Genomic DNA, 18,959 nt, shown 5'->3' on the forward strand with positions numbered 1-18,959 from the left:
TCATCACCTATCTGCTTCAGGCGGGAAGTAGCCGAAGCTGCCGTAAATCGCCCAGAAGTCGGCGAGCCTCTGACCTTTGACCGCCTCCATGAAGCCATGTAGGTTCATCCAGCTCGGCGTGACCACACGCACACGGTAAGGCACGTTCGACTCGCCGTCGCTGAGTATCGAGAAGAGGAGCGTGCCTCTTGCCGCCTCGGTCAAGCAGGTGAACTCGCCACGTGGCAAGCAAATGTCGCCGAGCGTCCTGAAAAATAACCCTCTTATATCAGGGGCGTCCTTGAACTCTCCAAGCACCTCCGCTGCAATCACCGCCCCGCTCGTGCGCTCAAGTGCCTCTACAGCTTGCCTCACAATATTCAAGCTCTGCCGCACTTCTTCAAGCCTCAAGAGAAACCTTGCAAGGCAGTCGCCGTCGTCAGCCACAGGAACGTCCCACTCAAGCTCCGTATACGCCTCGTAAGGCTCGGCGATGCGGATGTCGTATTCGACGCCCGACGCTCTCAGGAAGGGGCCCACTATTCCAACGTTTATCGCTTGTTCCTTTGTGAGGACGCCGACGCCCTTCACTCGCTCCATCAGCACCGGATTGTTCACGAAAATGCTTTCAAATTTGGAAAGGCGATGCAGGATTGCGGACGTGAAATTTTTCGTGAGCTTTAACGCCTCGTCGGAAACGTTCCAGCGAACGCCGCCGGGTATGACATAAGAAGGCGTGCACCTCGACCCCGTCATCCGCACGAATAGCTCTAAGAGCATCTCACGCATGGAAAACGTATACATGAAGCCCGTGGAATGTCCTGTGAACAAGGAAAAGATACCAGCGTCGTATAAGAACGCCCCAATCCTCGAAAGTTCAGCCAACATCGTTCTTATGAGCTTCGCACGCTCCGGCGGCTCGACGTCGAGCGCAAATTCGAGCGTGCGCACGTAACCCAAGTTTATGTTTACCGGGTCTGCGATGGAAAGTCGCTCGAACAGCGGGATGTTCTGGACGTAAAGCTTCGTCTCCGCCAGCTTCTCCATCGAACGGTGCACGTAGCCCGGGTCGGGGATGGCGTCTACGATGACGTCGCCCTTGACCCTCAAAATCACTCTGAGGTGCCCGCTGCCCGTGTGGTGCGGACCTATGGGCAGGACGAACTCGTCGTTCTTCGCCGCCTCCTCGAAAACCTCGTCGGGAACCGGCAGGTAGTAGGACAAGGGCTCCGGCGGATACTCTATCTTCGGGGCGAGCGGCGCCTCACCGAGCACGTAACTCTCCTCTTCAAGCCTGAAGTCCTTCCTCAGCGGCGCTTCCACCTCAGGCGCAAGGATAAAGCGGCGTTGCCACGGGTTGCCCTTGAAACGCACGCCGAACAAATCCTGAAGCTCACGCTCGCAGTAGTCCGCGCTCTCCCAAACATGCTTTAAGCTCTGAAGTCCTGGCGACACCCTCGGCACGTATGCAAAGAGCGATACTAACACGGGCATCAGTTCTCGCACGGAATAACTCGAAACCACATACTCAACAAGCATCCGCCGCTCGTGCGGAACGTCAACAATATTCACGCTCTTAACGTGGTCGAAGCCAAGCTCCTTAAGCCGCAAGGCTATTTCTTCAAGCCGCTCCGCAGGTGTCCTTATCGCCACTCTGTTCTTCCCGATTGCTGTTACTCTGACGCCCTCCTCCTCAGCAAGCGGCTTCAAACGCTCCGGAAGCTCGCCCTCTCTCGGCACGTCTATCCTTACCGTCGGTGTCTCCGCAAGGAACTTCGGCGAACTCGGCACCAGCCTCGCCTCTCCCCCCTCTCGGGGAAGCTCTGCACACTTGAACTCAATTGTCGTCCGCCCTCGCCCCTCTATCTTCTCCTGCACCGCCCTTATTCCCCGTATAAGTCCTTCAGGCGTCACCGGGCAGCCGGGAATGAAGAAATCCACAGGCACGATTTCGTGCGGGAGCGTGATGTTATAGCTGTTCCAGAAGAGCCCGCCACGCTCGCCGCAGGCGCCGATGAGCGATACGAACTTCGGGTCCGGCATCTGCTCGTAAACTAAACGCAGCGCCCGTGCCATCTTCCTTGTAATCGTCCCCTCGATGATAATGAAATTCGACTGCCTCGCAATTCCGTAGTTCAGGGCGCCTAAACGCTCCATGTCGTAGCCGCAAGCGCCGGAGTGCGCAAGCTCGACGCCGCAGCAAGAAGTGACGAAATGAACGGGCCAGAGGCTCCAACGGACGCCCCAACGGCGCAACGGGGCGAAAACTCCATGTTGAACTATCCTTATGTTCCTGTCCTTTGCCTCTTCCACCACCATCAGACCACCCCCGGCATCAAATAGGGCATCGCCACCAGCCCCACTGCAAGAGCTGCGACGCCCGGTATGATGAGCGAGAACAGGAGTGCAAGGATTGCCGCTCCTGAATACATTTCGTGAAGTTGCATTATGCCGTTCAGGACGGCGAGAATCGCCCAGATTGCGCCGAAGACGTTTATTACCGGAATCCAGCCGAGTATGAGGAACGGCGTCATGCCGAGCATGTAAGCTTTTAACGTTTGCTTGAACCCGCGTCGCCCACCAAACGCATAAACCCAAATGTGTAGCCAGACGGCAGCGACAAGCATGCCAAGCGTCCCGCCGACGAGCAGCGCCACGAAGACGCCTCCGAATATCAGCGGCGGGGGCGTTTGAACAATAATATTGATGACTGGAGCAAAGGGTGCGAGGAAAACGTCTGGAAAGACCTCAGGGAGTAGCGCAAGGAAATATGGAGCTGTTGCTGCAATCGCCGCAAAAAGCACGGCGAACACTATTAAAAGGCGGAAGTAAAAGGAAAATGTCCCTCCCAGCTCCTCATCTTTTAGCTCCTCGAAAGCGCCTGCCGGGTCGAACATCAACGCTCCTACGCTCATTCGCCTCCGCATCACCATCTCCCCCCTTCCACTGCCATCTTATATCCTACGTAAATCGTCGGGAGCAATAAAAGGAGCGATATTAGCAGAAGCGGCAAGAAGTGCTCCGGCGAAAGCGATGAGAGGACAAGGAGCAGCACTATAATAGGCTCCACCGCCATGAACAGGAACATGAAACCAAAATATTGCATCGGCAACGTCCACCTCGGATACCTTAGCGGCACGTTCCCCGCCTCAAATCTCCCCGACTTCAGCTCACTTGGGTAATACTTCGGGAATATTTTGATCAGGATTAACATGACAAGGTCAGTAATTAGACAGACTGCAATTAAAGTTCCAATGGCTGCAACTGCCTCCAGCATCATTCACACCACCCCCAAGCTCAACACGCTCACGCCTTTAACAAACCACTCCACAAGCGGGAATACTACGGTGGCGAGCGTGAGCAGCGTGACCACGAGCACGACCATGTCGGTTATGCGGGTCTGCCAGCCGACGCCGAGCTCCCTTGAAAGCCGCACGTAATACGGAACTGAAATCGCTGAGTTCAGGACAAGGACAGCGGCGAGCCAGAAATAACCGACGCCGACGAGCGACAGCAAGATATAAAGCTTGCCCCAGAAGCCAAGTAGCGGCGGGACGCCAATGAACGAAAACGCAAGGACGAACATGAATGGCGAAAACGAACCTTCGCCCTTTATGGCATTGAAGAAGCCAATTTTGCCGAAGCTGTTTGCAAAGAGGAGGAGCAAGCCGCCCGCCAACGCCACCGCCACATACTCAGGAACCGTCGCCGCCACCAAGCACGCCAACACGTAACCCATGTTTGCGACCGTTGAATAAGCGAGGACCCTTGCGTGCTCCCGTGCGGTCAGCGCCCCGACGTTCCCAACAAACATCGAAAACGCCGCAAGTATCGCTGTGAACAACACAAGACGCTCGTCGAAGCCGAAGCTCGTGATTATGCGTAATGCCGCCACGAACGGCACTATTTTCGCAACCGACGCAATCACTGAGATTGGAATCGGGTCTGCCGCCGTAAAAACGTCGGGCACCCACTCGTGCAGCGGCGCCACGCCTACCTCCAAACTCAACCCAAGAATCAGCATGACGTACCCCATAAGCGGGTCGCCGCCTGTTGCAAGGAGTATTGCGCCGAGGAAAAAGAGGACGGTGGCGAAGACCATAAAGACGATGTATTTCAGCCCGACCTCGGCGTTCACGCCGCCCTCCCTGAGCATCACGAGCACGTAAGTCGGGACCGAGACTAAAACAAGCGCCGCAAGAACTAAGGAGAGACCTTTGACGCTGAAGAAAATGAGGGTGACGAGCCCCATAAGCGCCACGAGGCAATAATCAATGCCCTTGATCTTGTTGTCGAGCGTCACCAGCGAGAGAATGTTAATAAGTGCGACTGCGAACACGAGTGCCCCGTAAGCGGATGAGGCCGCTGCAAGAAGCCCTAAAATCAGGGCAACTACCGCCGCCGCAAGCCCCAGATTGCGCCACTTATACGAAAACACCGCTCCAAGCGTCAGAACTACAAGAGCAGCGAGCGTCAGCTCGTTAACGGCACTCAGCAGCACGCACATCTACGGCAACACCCCCCAAACTGCAACGCCGATTAGGAAAATCATCACCAGTCCTAACACGATTCTCGTGTAGCTCCGCAGGTAGCCAACTTGAATGGCTCTAATCCTTTTAGAAAGCGCTGCGAAGAGCGTAGGCATAACTCTCGTGTTGAAGAAGGCATCTATGCCTCTGTTCCCGTAGTCGACGAGCCGTGCGACCGCAAAACCGACGACCGGGCAAACAAGATCGTTCAGGAACGGCATATACATCCTGTCGTTGAAGAACGTCCCGATTTTTGATAGCACCGCCACTCTCGGCTTGAAGAACGCAACGAGGAACGCAACGAGCACTGCCAGCCCGACCGCCAGCGACGACAGCTTGAACCCTGCATGCGCCAGCTCCACAAGCTCGGGTCTCTCAAATAACAGATAGAGGATGACAAACAGCACCGAAACCATCGCCAAATACCCCAGCTCCATCAAGGGTAACCGCTCAAGGTGCAAGTGGTGCGGCTTCTCACCTTTGAAAAAATTGAGGCTGAAGAATCTTGCAAGAATTGCCGAATATGTTATCGAAGTCGCAAGCAGGAGAGCAAGCGGCAAAAGCATGTATTCGTGCAACAACAGGTGTTCCATCACTTCATCCATTGCAGACTTCACCCAATAAGCAGTGAGCGGCGGGATGCCGACAAGAAACGTCGTTGCGATGAGCGTCGCCACGAACGCCGTCTTCATTCGTCCTGCAAGCTCCAAATCTCCTTCTGAGAAGCGACTGTGCGTTGCATGTATGAGATGCCCGCTCACGAGGAACAGCGTCGCTTTCGCAAAAGCGTGAACTACCATATACCAGAACGCAACGAGCAACGCCAAATTCATCCCCGCAATCTCTTCGTGAATCCAGCAGGACGCCGCCGCCGTCCCGAACATGAGTCCTAATGAGGACATCGTCGAAGCTGCCAGCAGAACCTTGCGTTCGAGCATTCCCGTCGCCACTAACGCCCCGTAAAGTGCAGAGAACAGCCCGACGAGCAATGCAAGAAGATAAACAACTTCTAAGCCCGGAACGTGCGCCGCAAGCTCCCACGGCTGGATATACCAACTAACCTTCATGAAGACGAAGGCGCCCGCTGCCACCATCGTGGCGCTGTGCAAGAGCGCTGAGACGGTCGTCGGACCCGTCATCGCAGTCATCAACCACTCGCTGAACGGAAGCTGCGCGGACTTCGTGAAAAGCCCGATTAGGAACATTGTAAGTATGAGAACGGTCCCAGCAGCGCCTATCCCTGCCAGAATTTCCTCCCAAGGCATTTGCGAGATATTGATGTCGTGTTCTGGCGAGAGCGCCCAAAGAGCGGCGATTGCGAGAAACATCGGGACGTCGCCGAGCCGTATCGTGGAGATTGCCCGCCAGCCGCCGAAGCTCGGCGGCCAACAGAACAGATGCGGTCCTATTTTACGCCCCGGCACGCCGACGAACGTTATATCGTCATCGTCCCGATACCAGTGTCCAATCAGCCCCCACGAAGCGATGCCGAGCCCTTCCCAGCCGACGAATAGCAGGAACAGGTTATCACTGTAAACGACGAGGAGCATAGAAGCTGTGAAAAGGTTGAAAAAGAACCAATACCACGGCAGCCTGTAATCCCCTTTCATGTAGTCAAGCCCGTAAACCGCAATGATGAAGGCGATGAGCGCTGTGACGACACCCATAAGGCTACTTAGGTAGTCGGTGCGAAGCACGAAATCTATGCCAAGCTGCGGAAGCCATGGGTAGCTGAACGTCCGGTCAGGGAAGTGAAGGAGCATAATGCTGCAGATGAGTGAAACGAAGATGCCGAAGGCTGAGAGTGGAGGAAGCTTCTCCACAAGCCCCCTTCGTCGGTAAGCCAATGCGATTGGAACGCTGCTTACGACTGGCGCTAGGAACAAAGCGAGAAAAATGTAGCTGACGTTCACAACGCACCACCTCCCACGAGCGCACTCACCACCTTATAAAGACTGCCGACCAGCGACGACGAAAGCGGCGGAAACAAGAAGAGGACGGAAAGAATCCCTATTATGAACAGTGGGACGTAAAGGTATCCGTTAATACTTTTACTCTCCAGCTTGGATTTTGGTCTTCCGTAGAAAACCCTCCGGATGGTATAAAAGCCATACCAGCCTGAGAGGATGAAGATGAAGACTATGGGAAGGATGTAAGTGAGGTTGAAGCCGAAGGCTTCGACGGCGCCCCTGAGGATGAAAAACTCGCCGAGCATGCCGACCGTCAGAATACCAGCAAGGTTCATGAAACCTATGACGGCGGCATTCGAAATTTCAGGAACGTAGTCGTGTAAGCCCCCCATTTTCTCGACGTCTCGCAGTCCGTAGAGCGTAATCAAGCCGCCGGCACACATAAATAAGATGGACTTGCCAAAGGCGTGCGACATGTATTGAATGGCGACGCCCATCGTGCCGAAGACGCCGCCGACGCACAACGCTATGAGAATATAGCCCATCTGCGAGACCGTTGAATACGCAAGCAGTCGCTTGAAGTCCTTCTGGATAAAGACCGCAAAACCCGCATAAATGCTGGTGAGCGCTGCGTATGCGAAGATTGGTGCCCGATACGTGGCAAAAAAGTTGGGGTCCACGAGCGAGAGCCTCAGTAGCACGTAACCCGCAAGCCCGACCGTCAAGGGGCTAAGCATGGCGCTGACCGGCGTCGGCGCCTCTGCGTGCGCCCACGGCAGCCAGATGTGAGGTCCCAAGCCCGGAAGCTCGATGACCATGCCAAAGAATACGAACGACCACGCCAGCGTGCTGATTCGATGGAAATACATCAGCTCGTCAAGCGCCAGCGTCCCGCTCTCCAACGCAATTATCAAAAAGCCGACCAGCGTCAGAACGCCTGCAATCAGGCACCAAATAAGGTAGAGAAGCCCGACCCACTGCCTCTTCCCGTAACCGTAAAGAAAAATCAGCAGGAATGCAGTAATCAGCATGATTTCAAGGAACACGTAGAGCAGCAGCAGATTCCCGCAATGGACAAGCCAAAGCATCGAAACTGCGTAAAGGTCATAGATGAAGATGTATTTTCTGAACTCGCTGCGGGCATCAAGCCCCATCTCTTTAAAGCGGTGCTCCATGTAAGGAAGCGCATATAGCGCAACCATCGCCGAAACCACGCAAATAGAAAGCGAGAACACCGCAGTTATCGGGTCTGAAAAGAGGAAAAGCCGCCCTATCGGCACAGGAAGCTGCATCAGCGTGACGTCGGCGACGCCGCCGCTGAAAAGCAAATAGAGTGTGCCGAGGAACGGGACTGCGAAAGCAAGCGCCGTTAGATAGGAGGCAGCTTTCGGCGAGAGCAGCGGCGCTAAGAACGTTACGACCAGCGGGACGAGTAAGAACAGCAACAAAGGCTCGGTCATCGCTCCTCACCTCCCACAACCACGGAATCCACCAAAACGTTCTTCTTCTCCTTGTCGAAGAGGATGAGCGCCGCAATCAGAATCAAAAGCTCGCAGCTGCTGACGAAGATTGTGATTATTGCGATGCCAAGCGCCGTTTCGAAAGCCGTTGAAAACAGCGGAATGAGCGTGAGGAAAACAGCGCCGAACATCAACTCCAACGAGATCAAAAGCCTTACCAAATCCTTGCTGGAGACTGCCGCAAGGTATGCAATCAGCAAAATCACGAGCGCAAGCACATATATCAACTACTAACACCCCCCGTTAACCTTAGGGCGGACAACGCTACGAGTATTATGAGCGTCACCATAGAAGTAATCAAAAGAACAAGATCAGACGTCAGCACCAACTCGAAGCCCCTTGCTGTGCCGAGCGGGACACTACGCATCAGGAGGTAATAAGCCGCTAAAAATGCTGTTACGACGGTAAAGGCCGCCCAGTACGGCGAAAACTGCCTCTCAGGCTCACGCCGGTATGTTGCAGCCAAGACCACAGTCACCATCCCAATGGCGCCGACAAATATGAATATTATCAGTATGGAGACCATCTGGAGCTGGAAGATTGCGTAGATGCCCGCTATGAGAACCATCGTCGCAGACATGAATACCACGGCATAGAAATTGTCCTTAGTGAGCAGAACTCCCAGTGCGAACAACACTGCAAAACCCGCAAGCACCAGGAGGGTTGCTTCCATCAAGTAGGTGGGTCTTCAAGGGTTGCTTAAAAAGCTTTCTATTTTTCACCGCTCCCTGGTCCTCTTCGAATGTATTGCCGGGGCGAGCAAGACACAGCAACCACTCCCAAAAGCACATCGTTAGTGCCACCTGCTCGCTCGTCTTATCCCCTGCAGCGCCAGCTCCGAGGCAAATTTTTAACCAATGCGGGCGAGAAGTCCCCTTCCGAAAGGGAGGGTGAAAGCCCGCAAATTATATATGCTTTTGGTGACACATTTCTTCGTCGGGGACGCCTCTAGGACCGAGGTCTCTGTAAAGGGGTTCCGTGCTGGAGTCCCCCGACGCTGTGAAGGCACGGTCGGAGAAGCTCCTAGGGTGGAGGAGTTCACAGGCGCATGCCGTAACTAAAAGGGGGATGCAGGATGCGCAAAAGCATGGTAGTTGCCGGGGTCATAGTCATAGCAGTTGTAGTTGCCACTGCCTACATCTACGTGTTTTATCGTGCCCCCGTGACAACACATACGCCCCCAGCCACGATACGAGTGGGGACGCTGCCTGACGACGACGTTCTGCCGCTTTTCGTCGCAAAGGAGGAGGGGATTTTCGAGAAGTATGGGCTGAGTGTCGAGCTTGTGCCTTTTCGCAGTGCCTTTGACCGTGACGCCGCCTTAATTGCAAATGAGATAGACGCCTCGATAAGCGACCCTGTTGCGGTGATTTTAATGCGAGCGGCGGGCTATGATATCAGAATTGTCGGTGTTGAAATGGGCAAGGACCCAGAGCTTGGCGGCTTCTGCATCGTCGCCAGTCCAGGCTCTGGCATAAAAACGGTCGAGGACTTAGAGGGGAAGGCTATAGCCATCTCAAGCAACACAATTATTGATTTTGTGACGGACAAGATGCTTGCGGGCGTCGATGCAGAGCGAGTTGAGATCAAGCGTATGCCGGAGCGGGTGCAGATGCTAATAAGTGGCGAGGTGGACGCAGCAACACTTCCGGACATCCTTGCGAGGTATGCGATGAGCCAAGGAGCGACGCTGGTAGCCTCTGAAAACATGTTCGGCGGAAACCTAAGCTTCACCGTGACCGTTTTCCGTGGCGACTTCGTGAGCGAGAGCCAAGAAACTGTGAGGAGATTCATAAACGCTTACGAGGAGGCTGTTGAGAGGATAAACACGAACCCCGAAGCTTACAAGGAGCTGGCGGTGGAGGTTGCGAAGATTCCCGAGGAGGTCGTAGCTGAATATTCCGTGCCGACGTTCCCTATGCCGCAGCCGTATCCCGAGGAGTTTAGAAAGAACTTTGAGGAAGTGTTGGAGTGGGCACGTAGCAAAGAGCTCGTGGAGGAAGAAATAGCGTTCGAGAACTGCGTGTGGATGGCATAGCCGCAAATGCTGGAGGTCATAAGGCTGAAAAAGGTCTATGAGGATGGGACCGAGGCGTTACGTGAGGTGAGCTTTTCCGTCCGTGAAGGCGAGACGTGCTCGATAATCGGACCTTCGGGCTGCGGGAAGACCACGCTCCTCCTTATCCTCGCAGGGCTTTTGAAGCCGACTGCCGGTGAAGTTTGGGTAAACGGCGAGCGAATCACGAGACCACGTCGGGAAACGGCATTAATTTTGCAAGACTACGGACTTTTCCCATGGAAAACCGTTTACGAGAACGTCGCCCTCGGTTTAAAACTAAGGGGCTGCGAGGACGGAAGCTTCGTAAAAGAGCTGCTGCGCAGGCTCGGGCTCGCAAGCTTCGAGCGCCACTACCCAAGACAACTTTCCGGCGGTATGCAACAGCGGGTTGCGATTGCGAGGGCGCTCGCCCTACGCCCGAAAATTTTGCTTTGTGACGAGCCGTTTTCGTCGTTAGATGCCCTGACAAGGGAGAGTATGCAGAATTTCATGCTTAAGCTCTGGCATTCCGGCGTAACCTTCGTGCTCGTCACGCACAACATCGAGGAGGCGGTGTTTCTCGGAAGGAAAATTGTGGTGTTGAGCCAAAGACCGGCTGAGGTCGTTAAGATTCTGGAGAATCCGAGAGCGGGCGACCCGTTATATAGGAGTGCAGAGGATTTTTTTGAGAAATGCAGAGAAGTTCGGGGGATATTGCGAGACGTTTTGGAGGGCTAATTGCCGTTGTTGCCCTTCTTGCAATCTGGGAGCTTGTCTCCTTACTTTTGAACTCGATAGCTTTGCCCTCACCGCGGGAGGTTTGCGTCTCGCTTCTCGAAATGAGAGACGCCTTGCTTGTGCACTTGCTTGCGAGCACGCTTCGTGTTCTTTACGCCCTCTCGCTTGCGCTCTCGCTTGCGGTCCCGCTCGGACTCCTCAGCAAGGAAGAACAAGTTGACCGCTTTCTTTCCCCTATAGTCTATCTGCTTTATCCGATTCCGCATATCGTGCTACTACCCCTGATAATCATGATTTTCGGCATCGGCGAGGCATCTAAGGTCTTCATGATTGCGATGATAGTGTTCTTCCAGATATTGGTGACGACGAGGGACGCCTCTAAAAGCATCAGCGAATATTACATTTACTCGCTCCGCTCTTTAGGAGCGAGCAAGATGGATGTTTACAAGCACGTCATCTTTCCAGCATGCCTCCCAAAGGTCATGACCGCACTTAGGATAAGCGTCGGCACTTCCATCGCTGTCTTGTTCTTCGTAGAATCCATAGCGACGAGCAAAGGGCTTGGTTACCTCATTCTCGACTGTTGGAGCCGTATGGACTTCGCTGAAATGTATGCGGCGATACTCACGATGGCGGCGCTCGGCTTCGCCCTTTACATGGTCCTCGAAAAGGTCGAAAAAAGACTCTGCAAATGGGTATATCTCTAACTGTTGTTAGAAAAATATTTGATTGGTTAAGACGAAAAGGTTGAGATGGAAGCGTTCAAAGCGTGGCTCAGAGAGCATGATGAAGATTTCTTTGCGAACGACACTGTGGGGCTTGGTTGTTTCAGCTACCAGCCGGGCGAAGTCGTTTGGGCGGTGACGAAGGGTTGCAATCTTGATTGTATGCACTGCTCGATAAGCGAGGCTGAAACGGTAGAGCTGAGCACAGAGGAGGGACTTTCGCTAATAGAGGACGCCACAAAACTCGGAGCTGTGAAGTTTGCGTTCACGGGCGGCGAGCCGCTCGTGCGGAGAGACATCTTCGAGCTTGTAGAATACGCTGCCTCTTACGACATGCAGGTCGTGATGGCGACAAACGGCACTTTGATCGACGAGGACGTTGCGAGCCGCCTGAAGAAAGCAGGGCTTTACAGGGCGGCAATAAGCATAGACGGCATCGGCGCTGCTCATGACGAATTCAGAGGCGTAAAAGGGGCGTTTGAGGCGATGATGCGTGGCGTTAACGCTTGTAAAAAGGTGGGACTCAGGGTGCAGTTCTTGACCACGGTCTCCAGAATAAACTTAGGAGAGATTCCAAGGATTATAGACCTTGCTGACCGTTTGCAAGTGGACCGCATTTATTTAGTGGCATTAATCGCTGTAGGGCGTGGTCGCCAAATTTCGGACGCTTGCCTTTCTGCGGAGGAGATGGAGCGTTTTTTCAAGCTCGTGCTGGAGCAACAGGCGAAAACGAAAGTCTGGCTGAAGCCCATTTGCATGCCGCAGTTCTGGGCGTTCCTTGAGGCGGAGGGCTTGCGCGGCGCCGACCATAAGTTCGTGGGGTGCACCGCCGGCATCACACGGTTCCACATCTTCCCGAACGGCGACGTCGCCCCTTGCGCATATCTCCCTCTAAAGGTTGGAAACGTTCGCAGCGAACGCTTCACGGAAATCATCGAAAAGGCAGCGCTCTTCAAAAAGTTCAGAAATAGAGAGATCAAAGGTATGTGCGGCGGCTGCAAGCATCGCTTTTCGTGCGGTGGCTGCCGCTCACGGGCGTTCGCCGTCTCCAGCGACCCGCTCGCCGAAGACCCTGTTTGCTTTCTAAAGGCGTAGGTGGTGGAGACTATCGCGGGCGTGCCTAAGAATGTGCCGAAAAACGTCTACGTGAACTGGAACGTGACGAGAGCATGTAATTTACGGTGCAAGCATTGCTACTTCTCGTCGGGCGAGCGGATGCCCTCAGAACTCAGCACCGAAGAGGGTTTTTCCCTCCTTGAAGATATAAGAAGGACGTTCGGGAAGACGAGGGTAACGCTCGGCGGCGGTGAGCCTCTAATGCGAAAAGATATTTTCGAAATTATATCCTACGGCAGCAAGCTTTCGCTCTCGCTATCGCTGGCGACGAACGGCGTGCTGCTTGACAAAGACACTGCAATGCGGCTTAAACGAGCAGGGCTCGAAGAAGTCATAATCCCCATAGACGGCATCCGGGAAACGCACGACGAAATTCGAGGCAAGGGCGCATTTGAAGCTGCGCTGCAAGCTGCGAAGCATGCCAAGCGGGTGGGGCTCGAACTCGTCATCGATCCCTGCATTTCCGCAGAAAACCTTGCGGAACTTCCTCAAATCTTAGACCTCTGCGAGGAGCTGGGAGCGAGGCAGTGTAGAATCTTTCACTACGTTGCGCTCGGCAGGGGGCAGGAACAGTTTTTTGATGCAGAGTTGGACGAGGAACAGTATGTTCGAAGCCTCTACCACCTTTACAAGGAGCAAGAGCGCCGCCAACACCTCGAAATCTGCACGACACAAGCGTGCCAATACTGGGTGCTGCTGCGTCGGAAGTTTGAAGAGGGGAGGTTTGTTCCAGAGTTCTTCTTCAAAGAGGCGCCGGGCTGCCGTGCGGGCGTTGCAATGCTCTGCGTGAAGCCGGACGGCGCCGTAACTCCATGCCCGCTGCTTGACGTCAGCGTCGGGGAAGTGCGGGAGACGTCGTTAAAAACGCTCTGGCGCTCTGAAGTTTTTGAAAGGTTAAGGCAGCGAGACGTGGAGGGGCGGTGTGGGACGTGCAAACACAAGGACATCTGCGGCGGATGCAGAGCTCGTGCGCTTGTCCGTCACGGCGATGTGTTTGCAGAAGACCCGCTCTGCGGCTTTTTTGAGACTTAGTGAGCTCGCCGTGCCGCCGCCGAACGCCTCGACATCGAGGTCTTCTCCACTCAGCTCACCACAAAGTAGACCAATATGGGATTTAAACACTACGTAGCACGCATCCTTTACTTTTATTGAATTAAGAGGGAGGGGTTTAGAGCAACAAGGTCTAAAATCATTCTAAGCCTCTGACGCCGTCGTTGGTGATAACGAACTCGCAGGAAGCGCCCTCGGGCATTGACCTATGTTTTTTTATGGTCGCCCTTCTCACGCCATTTTTGACCTTTTCAAGCTGGACGATTATTTTAGAGAGGTGTTCGAGAGCGTAACCGCCAGAGGGGCGGAGCTCGCCGCCGTTGATGTCCATGTAAACTTGATTGGTGATTACCACCGCAACCTCATACTTTCGGGCAATTTCCAGCAGGTGCGCAATCTGGTTAGCCAGCTCCCTTTTCAGGGAAACACTACGCTCGTCGTCGAGCTCGACTCTGTAAAAGAGTGTTGCTGAATCTAAGATTATCACGCCGACCTTCTCGCCGATGCTTGACATCAGCCCGTCCACTTCTTTGATTGCGGCGGCTTGCTGCTCGAAGTTCAAAGGCTCGAATATGATTATGTTCTTTGCGATCTTCTTCGCATCCTCCCCGGCAATTTGCATGAACCGCTCCGGCGAAAAGCCCTCGCTGTCTATGTATATGACCTTCTTGCCGCTCTTTACGCATTCTATGGCGAGCTGTAGGCATATGTTCGTCTTGCCGCTGCCGGCTTCGCCGTAGAGCTGTGTTACCGTCCCGGCCTCGAAGCCACCGCCCAACAACATATCTATGCTATTACAACCGCTGCTGTATTTCAAGGGCTCCTGCACGACTCCCACCCACGTTGCAAAACCTTAAATTTTTCTTTTCCCCCCTCTAATAAAGACGATGGTGTTTAAAATGCAAGAGAACAAATCCCCGCCAGCACTTTTGCTTTCGGCTCTACTTTTCTTTCTTATTCTGTTTTGCTGCTTCGCCGCCGTGCAGGCGTCTGCAACCGCCGACAATGAAGTTTATGTGATAAAAATAAACGGGATGGTAACCGAGGGGGCGGCGCTCGAGGTGGCAGATGCCATAAAGGAAGCCAAGCTTGCGGGCTACGAGGCTGTTCTCGTGGAAATAGACACGCCCGGCGGGCTTGTGGACGCTACCCTTAAGATTGCAGAGGCAATTCTCAACGCAAGGATGCCCGTGATAACCTACGTAACACCAAGCGGTGCGATTGCGGCATCCGCCGGCTCTTTTATCCTCCTTTCCGGGAGCGTCGCAGCGATGTCGCCCGGGACGACCGTAGGGGCGGCGATGCCTGTTGCCATGACTTTTGAGGGCGTCAAGACCGCCGATGAGAAGACTATTAAGTTCTTTGCAGGGCATATCGAAAGCATAGCCCGCAGTCGTGGCAGGAACGAGACACAAGCTCGCCTCTTCGTGACGGAAAACGCAGTTCTCGGCGAGGACGAGGCGCTGCGCAACGGCATTATCGACCTAACCGCAGAGGATGAGCGGGAGCTTTTAGAAAAAATAGACGGATGGGAAGTGGAGACCGCCGCCGGAACGACCACATTGAACACAAAAGACGCGACGCTACGCTTCAAAAAGAAAAGCGTGAAGTCTCAGCTGTTGCAAGTCCTCAGCGACCCGCTTATTGCGTTCATCCTCTTCCTCGTGGGCATCTATGGCTTAGTATTCGGCTTCATGACCCCCGGTTATGGCGCGGAGGTAGTAGGGGCGGTTTGCTTAGTCTTGGCATTATACGGGATGGGCATGTTCGACGTAAATATTTTCGCCGCCGTTCTGATCGTCGTCGCCGTCGTGCTTTTCGTGGCAGAGGCGCTGACGCCCACCTTCGGCGTGCTGACGGTTGGAGGAGTCATTTGCCTTGTTCTCGGAGCTCTCTTCCTACCAAATGAGCCTTTTCTCATAAAAGCGCCGTCGTGGTTCGCCGAGTTCAAATATGCAGTGATTGCCGTTGTAGTCTCATCTGCAGCGTTCTTCGTGTTCGCCCTCGGCGTCGTGCTCAAGACGAGGCGGAAAAAAGTGGCTGTCGGCGCAGAAGAACTCATCGGCAAGGTCACAAAAGCTGAGACTGACATCAACGAGGACGGCGGCTTCGTTAGGATACGAGGCGAGCTCTGGAACGCCCGCTCTAAGACCGGAAACATTAAGAGGGGAGAAAAAGTCAAAATAGTGGGCAGAGAGGGCTTAACCGTCATCGTTGAGCGTAGCGAAGATGTTGAAGAGGCGCAAGATGAAAATTGAGCAACAGCGCGCCCGTGATTTTTGCTATTAAATTCTTCAATGCTGTCCTTGCCGCCGCAGCGGCTGCTGATATTTTAACGGTAAATTGTCATGATGCTAAAATCGGCGTTAGACGTGCAGAAGAAATAAATATCTGTGTAACCTTCATCATGATAGCTGGCGTGTCAAGGATGTGATGTGGATGGAAAAACGTAGAATACGCATTATTGCTGGGATATTGGTTGTTGTCGTGCTTTTCGCGGCGGCGTCACTTTTTGCGAGCGCCAAGCCGGGAGAGATTGAGACGACTGCGGTGGCTGACAACAGCAGGCTAATTTTCCCGTTCTGGCACGGCGTAACCCCGCCTGACCCCGACGGCGAGACTGTGGCGACTGGCGACGAAGACGGCGACGAGCTGAGCGTCGAAATCGGCAACATTGACGTCTTTGACGACAGCTTCACGTTGAACGTCGCCGATGCGGGGGTAGCAAGAGCGAAATACGAAGTATTCACGGATTCCCGGCTCGTCCGCAGAGGCACGCTTACTCCCGGTGCAAACAAAAGCATAAACCTCCTCAGCAGTGGGAAATATGTAATTGTAGTTGCAGCAAAGCTCGACGACGGCTCTGCGACCCAGGACGTCTTGGAAATTACTCTTTAACCTCCTTTCATTTTTTCCATCAGTGACCTCCTCCCTCCATTGGAGGGCATCCGACGGATGCATGAGGGTGGGGAGTGTGCCCGATTGATGCGGCGCTCCCCGTTGGGCCGGGTCACTACGGCCCCTACCATGAGCATATAGCCCATGGCTCGCTTCATTATATTTTTAGCTCCGTTCACATCCGCATTAACCTGATAGCCGCAGTCCTCGCAGATGAAAACTCCTTGGGAAGGTCTTTCCGTTCGCAGCGAGCCGCAGCGTGAACACTGCTTTGATGTGTTGTGCTCCGGAACTTCTATGACTAGGATGCCTCTCTCCAACGCCTTATACTTGATGTACTCCTTCAGGCGGTAGAACGGCATCGAATTCACCTTCCTGTTCTTCACCTTCCTCCCCTTGCCCTTGCTGTTGTTCCTGACCCCGTTTAGGTCGCCTATGGCGATTATTGCATTGACCCTCCCAGCCTCGTCAACAATGTCCTTCGCTATCTTGTGGAGTTCATCATTCACGATCCTCCGCTCCTTGTCTCCTATCTTCTTTATTGCTCTCTGCTTCTTCTCCCTTCCGAGCTTACGCCTCAGCCAGAAATACTTTCCTCTAACCTCCCTCACTTTTCTGCCGTAGAACTTTGGCTTGCTGCGGTGCCGTGCCACCGACACGGCTACCCAACGAGCTCCCAGGTCCACCGCTATGATGGAGGAGTATTCTTTCTTCAGCCCGACATCCTTTTTGACCGTGACGTGAAGGTAGAATTCTCCACCCTTCCTGACGAGCAGAGACTCGCAAACCTCCCACTCCTCAAAATTGAAAGGCTGATGAGCAAGTGCGATTTTTACGCCCCCTCTCATACCTTTTACCTTTCCTCGCCCCTTTTACCCTTCCTCGCCCCGTATTTAGCTATTTTCGTGTCTCTTCTTTGAATATCTATCAAATCTTTTCTTATTGGAACACCTTTCATCCGCTTCGCTTTCTTGTATAGCCACTTCGCATCTTGCTTGTATGCTGAATATACTCCCCTATCTTCTCCCGTTTCGAGCCAGTGCTGGAAGTTATTGTACTCCTTGTCGAGCAACTCCCTCTTCCGCCTCGTCAAGCCTACGAGCTTGCACCTGACCGTCTTCCTTACTTCCACCAAATTTTTAATAGAACTTTCTTACTTAGAAAACTTTCCCACCCTCCTGCCCTGCCCTCCTTAAGGAGGGGATTAGCAGCAACACCGTCCTAAAAAAGGAGGATTATTACGTCCTCGCGCGTGCGTGGCAGGGTTGCTGTTTCTCACGAGAATACTTACTTGTTTGTCTTTTGCTTTTCAGGCATTGCTTGCTTCTCACAGACGACGTAGATTTCTTTTTTTGTGGAAGGAATAACCTTTAGAAGTTTCAGTCCTTGTCGCTCAAGCTCTGCGAGCCACCGTTGCGTCTCAGCGGCACCCACGCCTTTAAGCACGCAAAGCGCCCTACCCTCCGGCTTAAGCCGCCCCAGAAACCTCAGTAACGCTTTTATCGAGATTTCAGGCTCAACAGTCAAATCGTCCAAAATAACGTCGAGCTCCGGAATCTCCTTTGGTGGCACGTCAAAAACGTTCTCGAATATCACCTTGACGTTTCCACGCTCTTCGTTTATTTTCGTGAGCTTTTCTCTGAAGCCTTCGCTTATCTCTATGCCTATGACCTCGTCAGCGAGTTCCGAAGCGAAAATAATGAAGCCGCCTGCGCTCGAACCGAGGTCGAGAACCACATCCCCCTTTTTTATTATCTCAACACTTTCCTGAATTTTCTTTAGCTTCCAGTAGCCCAGAGGACGGTCTTCTACGAGAACTTTCACCTCTTCATCGCCCTTCACGATATATGACGGCTTCCTTACGATTTTCCCATTAACGACGACGTAACCCGCTTTTATCAGGAATTTCGCCCTACTTCTCGACGACACGTACGAGTTAGCTACGAGAAGCTCGTCAAGCCTCATTTTCCTAAGTGTTGCTGGAATCCTGTTAAATGTTACGGGCAAGTTTGTTCTGCACGCATTTGCGGATGCACAAAAGCTGCACTTGCAGCTATGAACGAGCAGTATTTTAGCTACTTAAATCTTACATAGTCAATTTAGGGAGGCGTCCACATAAGATTATAAATACGGGGAACTATTTTTTATGCGTAGTGTAAGGGGAATTATGGAGGCGTTAGTTGAAGGTGTTTGAGAGGAATAAGGTGCCGCCTTTCGAGTTAAGATCCTAGCTTATATTTAGACGGCTTCGGTGAAGGGCTGCCGGAATTCTGTCAGAGCTCCATCCCGTCTCTAAAACCTCTGTCCGGAACTGGATAAAGAAAAGAATATTTGAAGAGAAGCTACCGGTTACAACAGAGAAAAAAAGAAATCTGATTGCCTCAGACGAAACAGTTGTTAAAGCGAATAAAAGGCGTACTATGTTTATTCTGCGGTGTGGAGAGGAATGAGTTGAT

Annotated in this window: 19 protein-coding genes; 7 read left to right on the forward strand and 12 right to left on the reverse strand. The window is 53.3% G+C overall.

The window, feature by feature from the left end; translation table 11 throughout:
- Positions 1–3: 3 nt before the first annotated feature.
- Genes ACXJJA_RS06685 through ACXJJA_RS06720 form a run of 8 tightly spaced genes read right to left on the reverse strand, consistent with a single transcriptional unit; the run spans position 4 to position 8,614 of the window.
- Positions 4–2,298, reverse strand: coding sequence for an NADH-quinone oxidoreductase subunit D (locus ACXJJA_RS06685; protein WP_456487437.1), 2,295 nt, complete (start codon positions 2,296–2,298; stop codon positions 4–6).
- Complete coding sequence (locus ACXJJA_RS06690) at positions 2,298–2,912, reverse strand: YIP1 family protein (protein ID WP_456487438.1); 615 nt, start codon at positions 2,910–2,912, stop codon at positions 2,298–2,300. The genes ACXJJA_RS06685 and ACXJJA_RS06690 overlap by 1 nt, the downstream gene beginning before the upstream one ends.
- Complete coding sequence (gene ndhC, locus ACXJJA_RS06695) at positions 2,906–3,259, reverse strand: NADH-quinone oxidoreductase subunit A (RefSeq protein WP_456487439.1); 354 nt, start codon at positions 3,257–3,259, stop codon at positions 2,906–2,908. Before ndhC ends, ACXJJA_RS06690 begins: the two co-directional genes overlap by 7 nt.
- Positions 3,260–4,486 carry a proton-conducting transporter transmembrane domain-containing protein gene (locus tag ACXJJA_RS06700; protein WP_456487440.1) on the reverse strand — a complete coding sequence of 409 codons (1,227 nt, stop codon included), beginning with the start codon at positions 4,484–4,486 and terminating at the stop codon, positions 3,260–3,262.
- Positions 4,487–6,421 carry an NADH-quinone oxidoreductase subunit 5 family protein gene (locus tag ACXJJA_RS06705; RefSeq protein ID WP_456487441.1) on the reverse strand — a complete coding sequence of 645 codons (1,935 nt, stop codon included), beginning with the start codon at positions 6,419–6,421 and terminating at the stop codon, positions 4,487–4,489. It lies immediately after the preceding gene.
- Positions 6,418–7,878: a complex I subunit 5 family protein gene (locus ACXJJA_RS06710; protein WP_456487442.1), complete on the reverse strand. Its 1,461-nt coding sequence runs from the start codon at positions 7,876–7,878 to the stop codon at positions 6,418–6,420. The genes ACXJJA_RS06705 and ACXJJA_RS06710 overlap by 4 nt, the downstream gene beginning before the upstream one ends.
- Positions 7,875–8,156: an NADH-quinone oxidoreductase subunit K gene (locus ACXJJA_RS06715; RefSeq protein WP_456487456.1), complete on the reverse strand. Its 282-nt coding sequence runs from the start codon at positions 8,154–8,156 to the stop codon at positions 7,875–7,877. The genes ACXJJA_RS06710 and ACXJJA_RS06715 overlap by 4 nt, the downstream gene beginning before the upstream one ends.
- A 5-nt stretch (positions 8,157–8,161) precedes the next feature.
- Complete coding sequence (locus ACXJJA_RS06720; protein WP_456487443.1) at positions 8,162–8,614, reverse strand: hypothetical protein; 453 nt, start codon at positions 8,612–8,614, stop codon at positions 8,162–8,164.
- Between the two features lie 399 nt (positions 8,615–9,013).
- Between ACXJJA_RS06720 and ACXJJA_RS06725 the strand changes: the two genes are divergently transcribed.
- Genes ACXJJA_RS06725 through ACXJJA_RS06745 form a run of 5 tightly spaced genes read left to right on the forward strand, consistent with a single transcriptional unit; the run spans position 9,014 to position 13,587 of the window.
- Positions 9,014–9,976, forward strand: coding sequence for an ABC transporter substrate-binding protein (locus ACXJJA_RS06725; protein ID WP_456487444.1), 963 nt, complete (start codon positions 9,014–9,016; stop codon positions 9,974–9,976).
- Positions 9,977–9,982: 6 nt separating this feature from the next.
- Entirely contained in the window at positions 9,983–10,714 is a 732-nt protein-coding gene (locus ACXJJA_RS06730) for an ABC transporter ATP-binding protein (RefSeq protein ID WP_456487445.1), read from the forward strand.
- On the forward strand, positions 10,669–11,421 hold the full coding sequence (locus ACXJJA_RS06735; RefSeq protein ID WP_456487446.1) for an ABC transporter permease: 753 nt from the start codon (positions 10,669–10,671) through the stop codon (positions 11,419–11,421). The genes ACXJJA_RS06730 and ACXJJA_RS06735 overlap by 46 nt, the downstream gene beginning before the upstream one ends.
- A gap of 45 nt (positions 11,422–11,466) precedes the next feature.
- Positions 11,467–12,534 (forward strand): radical SAM/SPASM domain-containing protein, encoded by a 1,068-nt coding sequence (locus ACXJJA_RS06740; RefSeq protein ID WP_456487447.1) that lies wholly within the window; start codon positions 11,467–11,469, stop codon positions 12,532–12,534.
- Between the two features lie 3 nt (positions 12,535–12,537).
- On the forward strand, positions 12,538–13,587 hold the full coding sequence (locus ACXJJA_RS06745) for a radical SAM protein (RefSeq protein WP_456487448.1): 1,050 nt from the start codon (positions 12,538–12,540) through the stop codon (positions 13,585–13,587).
- Positions 13,588–13,744: 157 nt separating this feature from the next.
- On the opposite strand, the gene radB is transcribed toward ACXJJA_RS06745, so the two are convergent.
- Positions 13,745–14,443, reverse strand: a complete 699-nt coding sequence (gene radB, locus ACXJJA_RS06750) for a DNA repair and recombination protein RadB (RefSeq protein WP_456487449.1) — start codon at positions 14,441–14,443, stop codon at positions 13,745–13,747.
- A 49-nt stretch (positions 14,444–14,492) separates the two neighbouring features.
- Between radB and ACXJJA_RS06755 the strand changes: the two genes are divergently transcribed.
- Positions 14,493–15,863, forward strand: a complete 1,371-nt coding sequence (locus tag ACXJJA_RS06755; RefSeq protein WP_456487450.1) for an NfeD family protein — start codon at positions 14,493–14,495, stop codon at positions 15,861–15,863.
- A gap of 181 nt (positions 15,864–16,044) precedes the next feature.
- Entirely contained in the window at positions 16,045–16,503 is a 459-nt protein-coding gene (locus tag ACXJJA_RS06760) for a hypothetical protein (protein WP_456487451.1), read from the forward strand.
- On the opposite strand, the gene ACXJJA_RS06765 is transcribed toward ACXJJA_RS06760, so the two are convergent.
- The 3 genes from ACXJJA_RS06765 to ACXJJA_RS06775 all read right to left on the reverse strand — a co-directional run bounded on the left by ACXJJA_RS06765 (position 16,500) and on the right by ACXJJA_RS06775 (position 18,468).
- Complete coding sequence (locus ACXJJA_RS06765; RefSeq protein WP_456487452.1) at positions 16,500–17,351, reverse strand: RNA-guided endonuclease InsQ/TnpB family protein; 852 nt, start codon at positions 17,349–17,351, stop codon at positions 16,500–16,502. The genes ACXJJA_RS06760 and ACXJJA_RS06765 overlap by 4 nt on opposite strands.
- A gap of 5 nt (positions 17,352–17,356) precedes the next feature.
- Entirely contained in the window at positions 17,357–17,635 is a 279-nt protein-coding gene (locus ACXJJA_RS06770; protein ID WP_456487453.1) for a hypothetical protein, read from the reverse strand.
- 155 nt (positions 17,636–17,790) lie between these two features.
- A complete protein-coding gene (locus ACXJJA_RS06775) occupies positions 17,791–18,468 on the reverse strand; it encodes a S4 domain-containing protein (RefSeq protein ID WP_456487454.1) in 678 nt (225 codons plus the stop codon).
- Positions 18,469–18,959: the final 491 nt, after the last annotated feature.

The sequence above is a fragment of the Candidatus Alkanophaga liquidiphilum genome (assembly GCF_053996935.1).

Excerpts from the sequence above, each read along its gene's own strand:
- ACXJJA_RS06755 (WP_456487450.1), top strand. The coding sequence starts at position 14,493 with ATGGTGTTTAAAATGCAAGAGAACAAATCCCCGCCAGCACTTTTGCTT.
- ACXJJA_RS06685 (WP_456487437.1), bottom strand. The coding sequence starts at position 2,298 with ATGGTGGTGGAAGAGGCAAAGGACAGGAACATAAGGATAGTTCAACAT.
- ACXJJA_RS06740 (WP_456487447.1), top strand. The coding sequence starts at position 11,467 with ATGGAAGCGTTCAAAGCGTGGCTCAGAGAGCATGATGAAGATTTCTTT.
- ACXJJA_RS06710 (WP_456487442.1), bottom strand. The coding sequence starts at position 7,878 with ATGACCGAGCCTTTGTTGCTGTTCTTACTCGTCCCGCTGGTCGTAACG.
- ACXJJA_RS06735 (WP_456487446.1), top strand. The coding sequence starts at position 10,669 with ATGCAGAGAAGTTCGGGGGATATTGCGAGACGTTTTGGAGGGCTAATT.
- ACXJJA_RS06760 (WP_456487451.1), top strand. The coding sequence starts at position 16,045 with ATGGAAAAACGTAGAATACGCATTATTGCTGGGATATTGGTTGTTGTC.
- ACXJJA_RS06730 (WP_456487445.1), top strand. The coding sequence starts at position 9,983 with ATGCTGGAGGTCATAAGGCTGAAAAAGGTCTATGAGGATGGGACCGAG.
- ACXJJA_RS06765 (WP_456487452.1), bottom strand. The coding sequence starts at position 17,351 with ATGAGAGGGGGCGTAAAAATCGCACTTGCTCATCAGCCTTTCAATTTT.
- ndhC (WP_456487439.1), bottom strand. The coding sequence starts at position 3,259 with ATGATGCTGGAGGCAGTTGCAGCCATTGGAACTTTAATTGCAGTCTGT.
- ACXJJA_RS06725 (WP_456487444.1), top strand. The coding sequence starts at position 9,014 with ATGCGCAAAAGCATGGTAGTTGCCGGGGTCATAGTCATAGCAGTTGTA.
- ACXJJA_RS06690 (WP_456487438.1), bottom strand. The coding sequence starts at position 2,912 with ATGGTGATGCGGAGGCGAATGAGCGTAGGAGCGTTGATGTTCGACCCG.
- ACXJJA_RS06775 (WP_456487454.1), bottom strand. The coding sequence starts at position 18,468 with ATGAGGCTTGACGAGCTTCTCGTAGCTAACTCGTACGTGTCGTCGAGA.
- ACXJJA_RS06700 (WP_456487440.1), bottom strand. The coding sequence starts at position 4,486 with ATGTGCGTGCTGCTGAGTGCCGTTAACGAGCTGACGCTCGCTGCTCTT.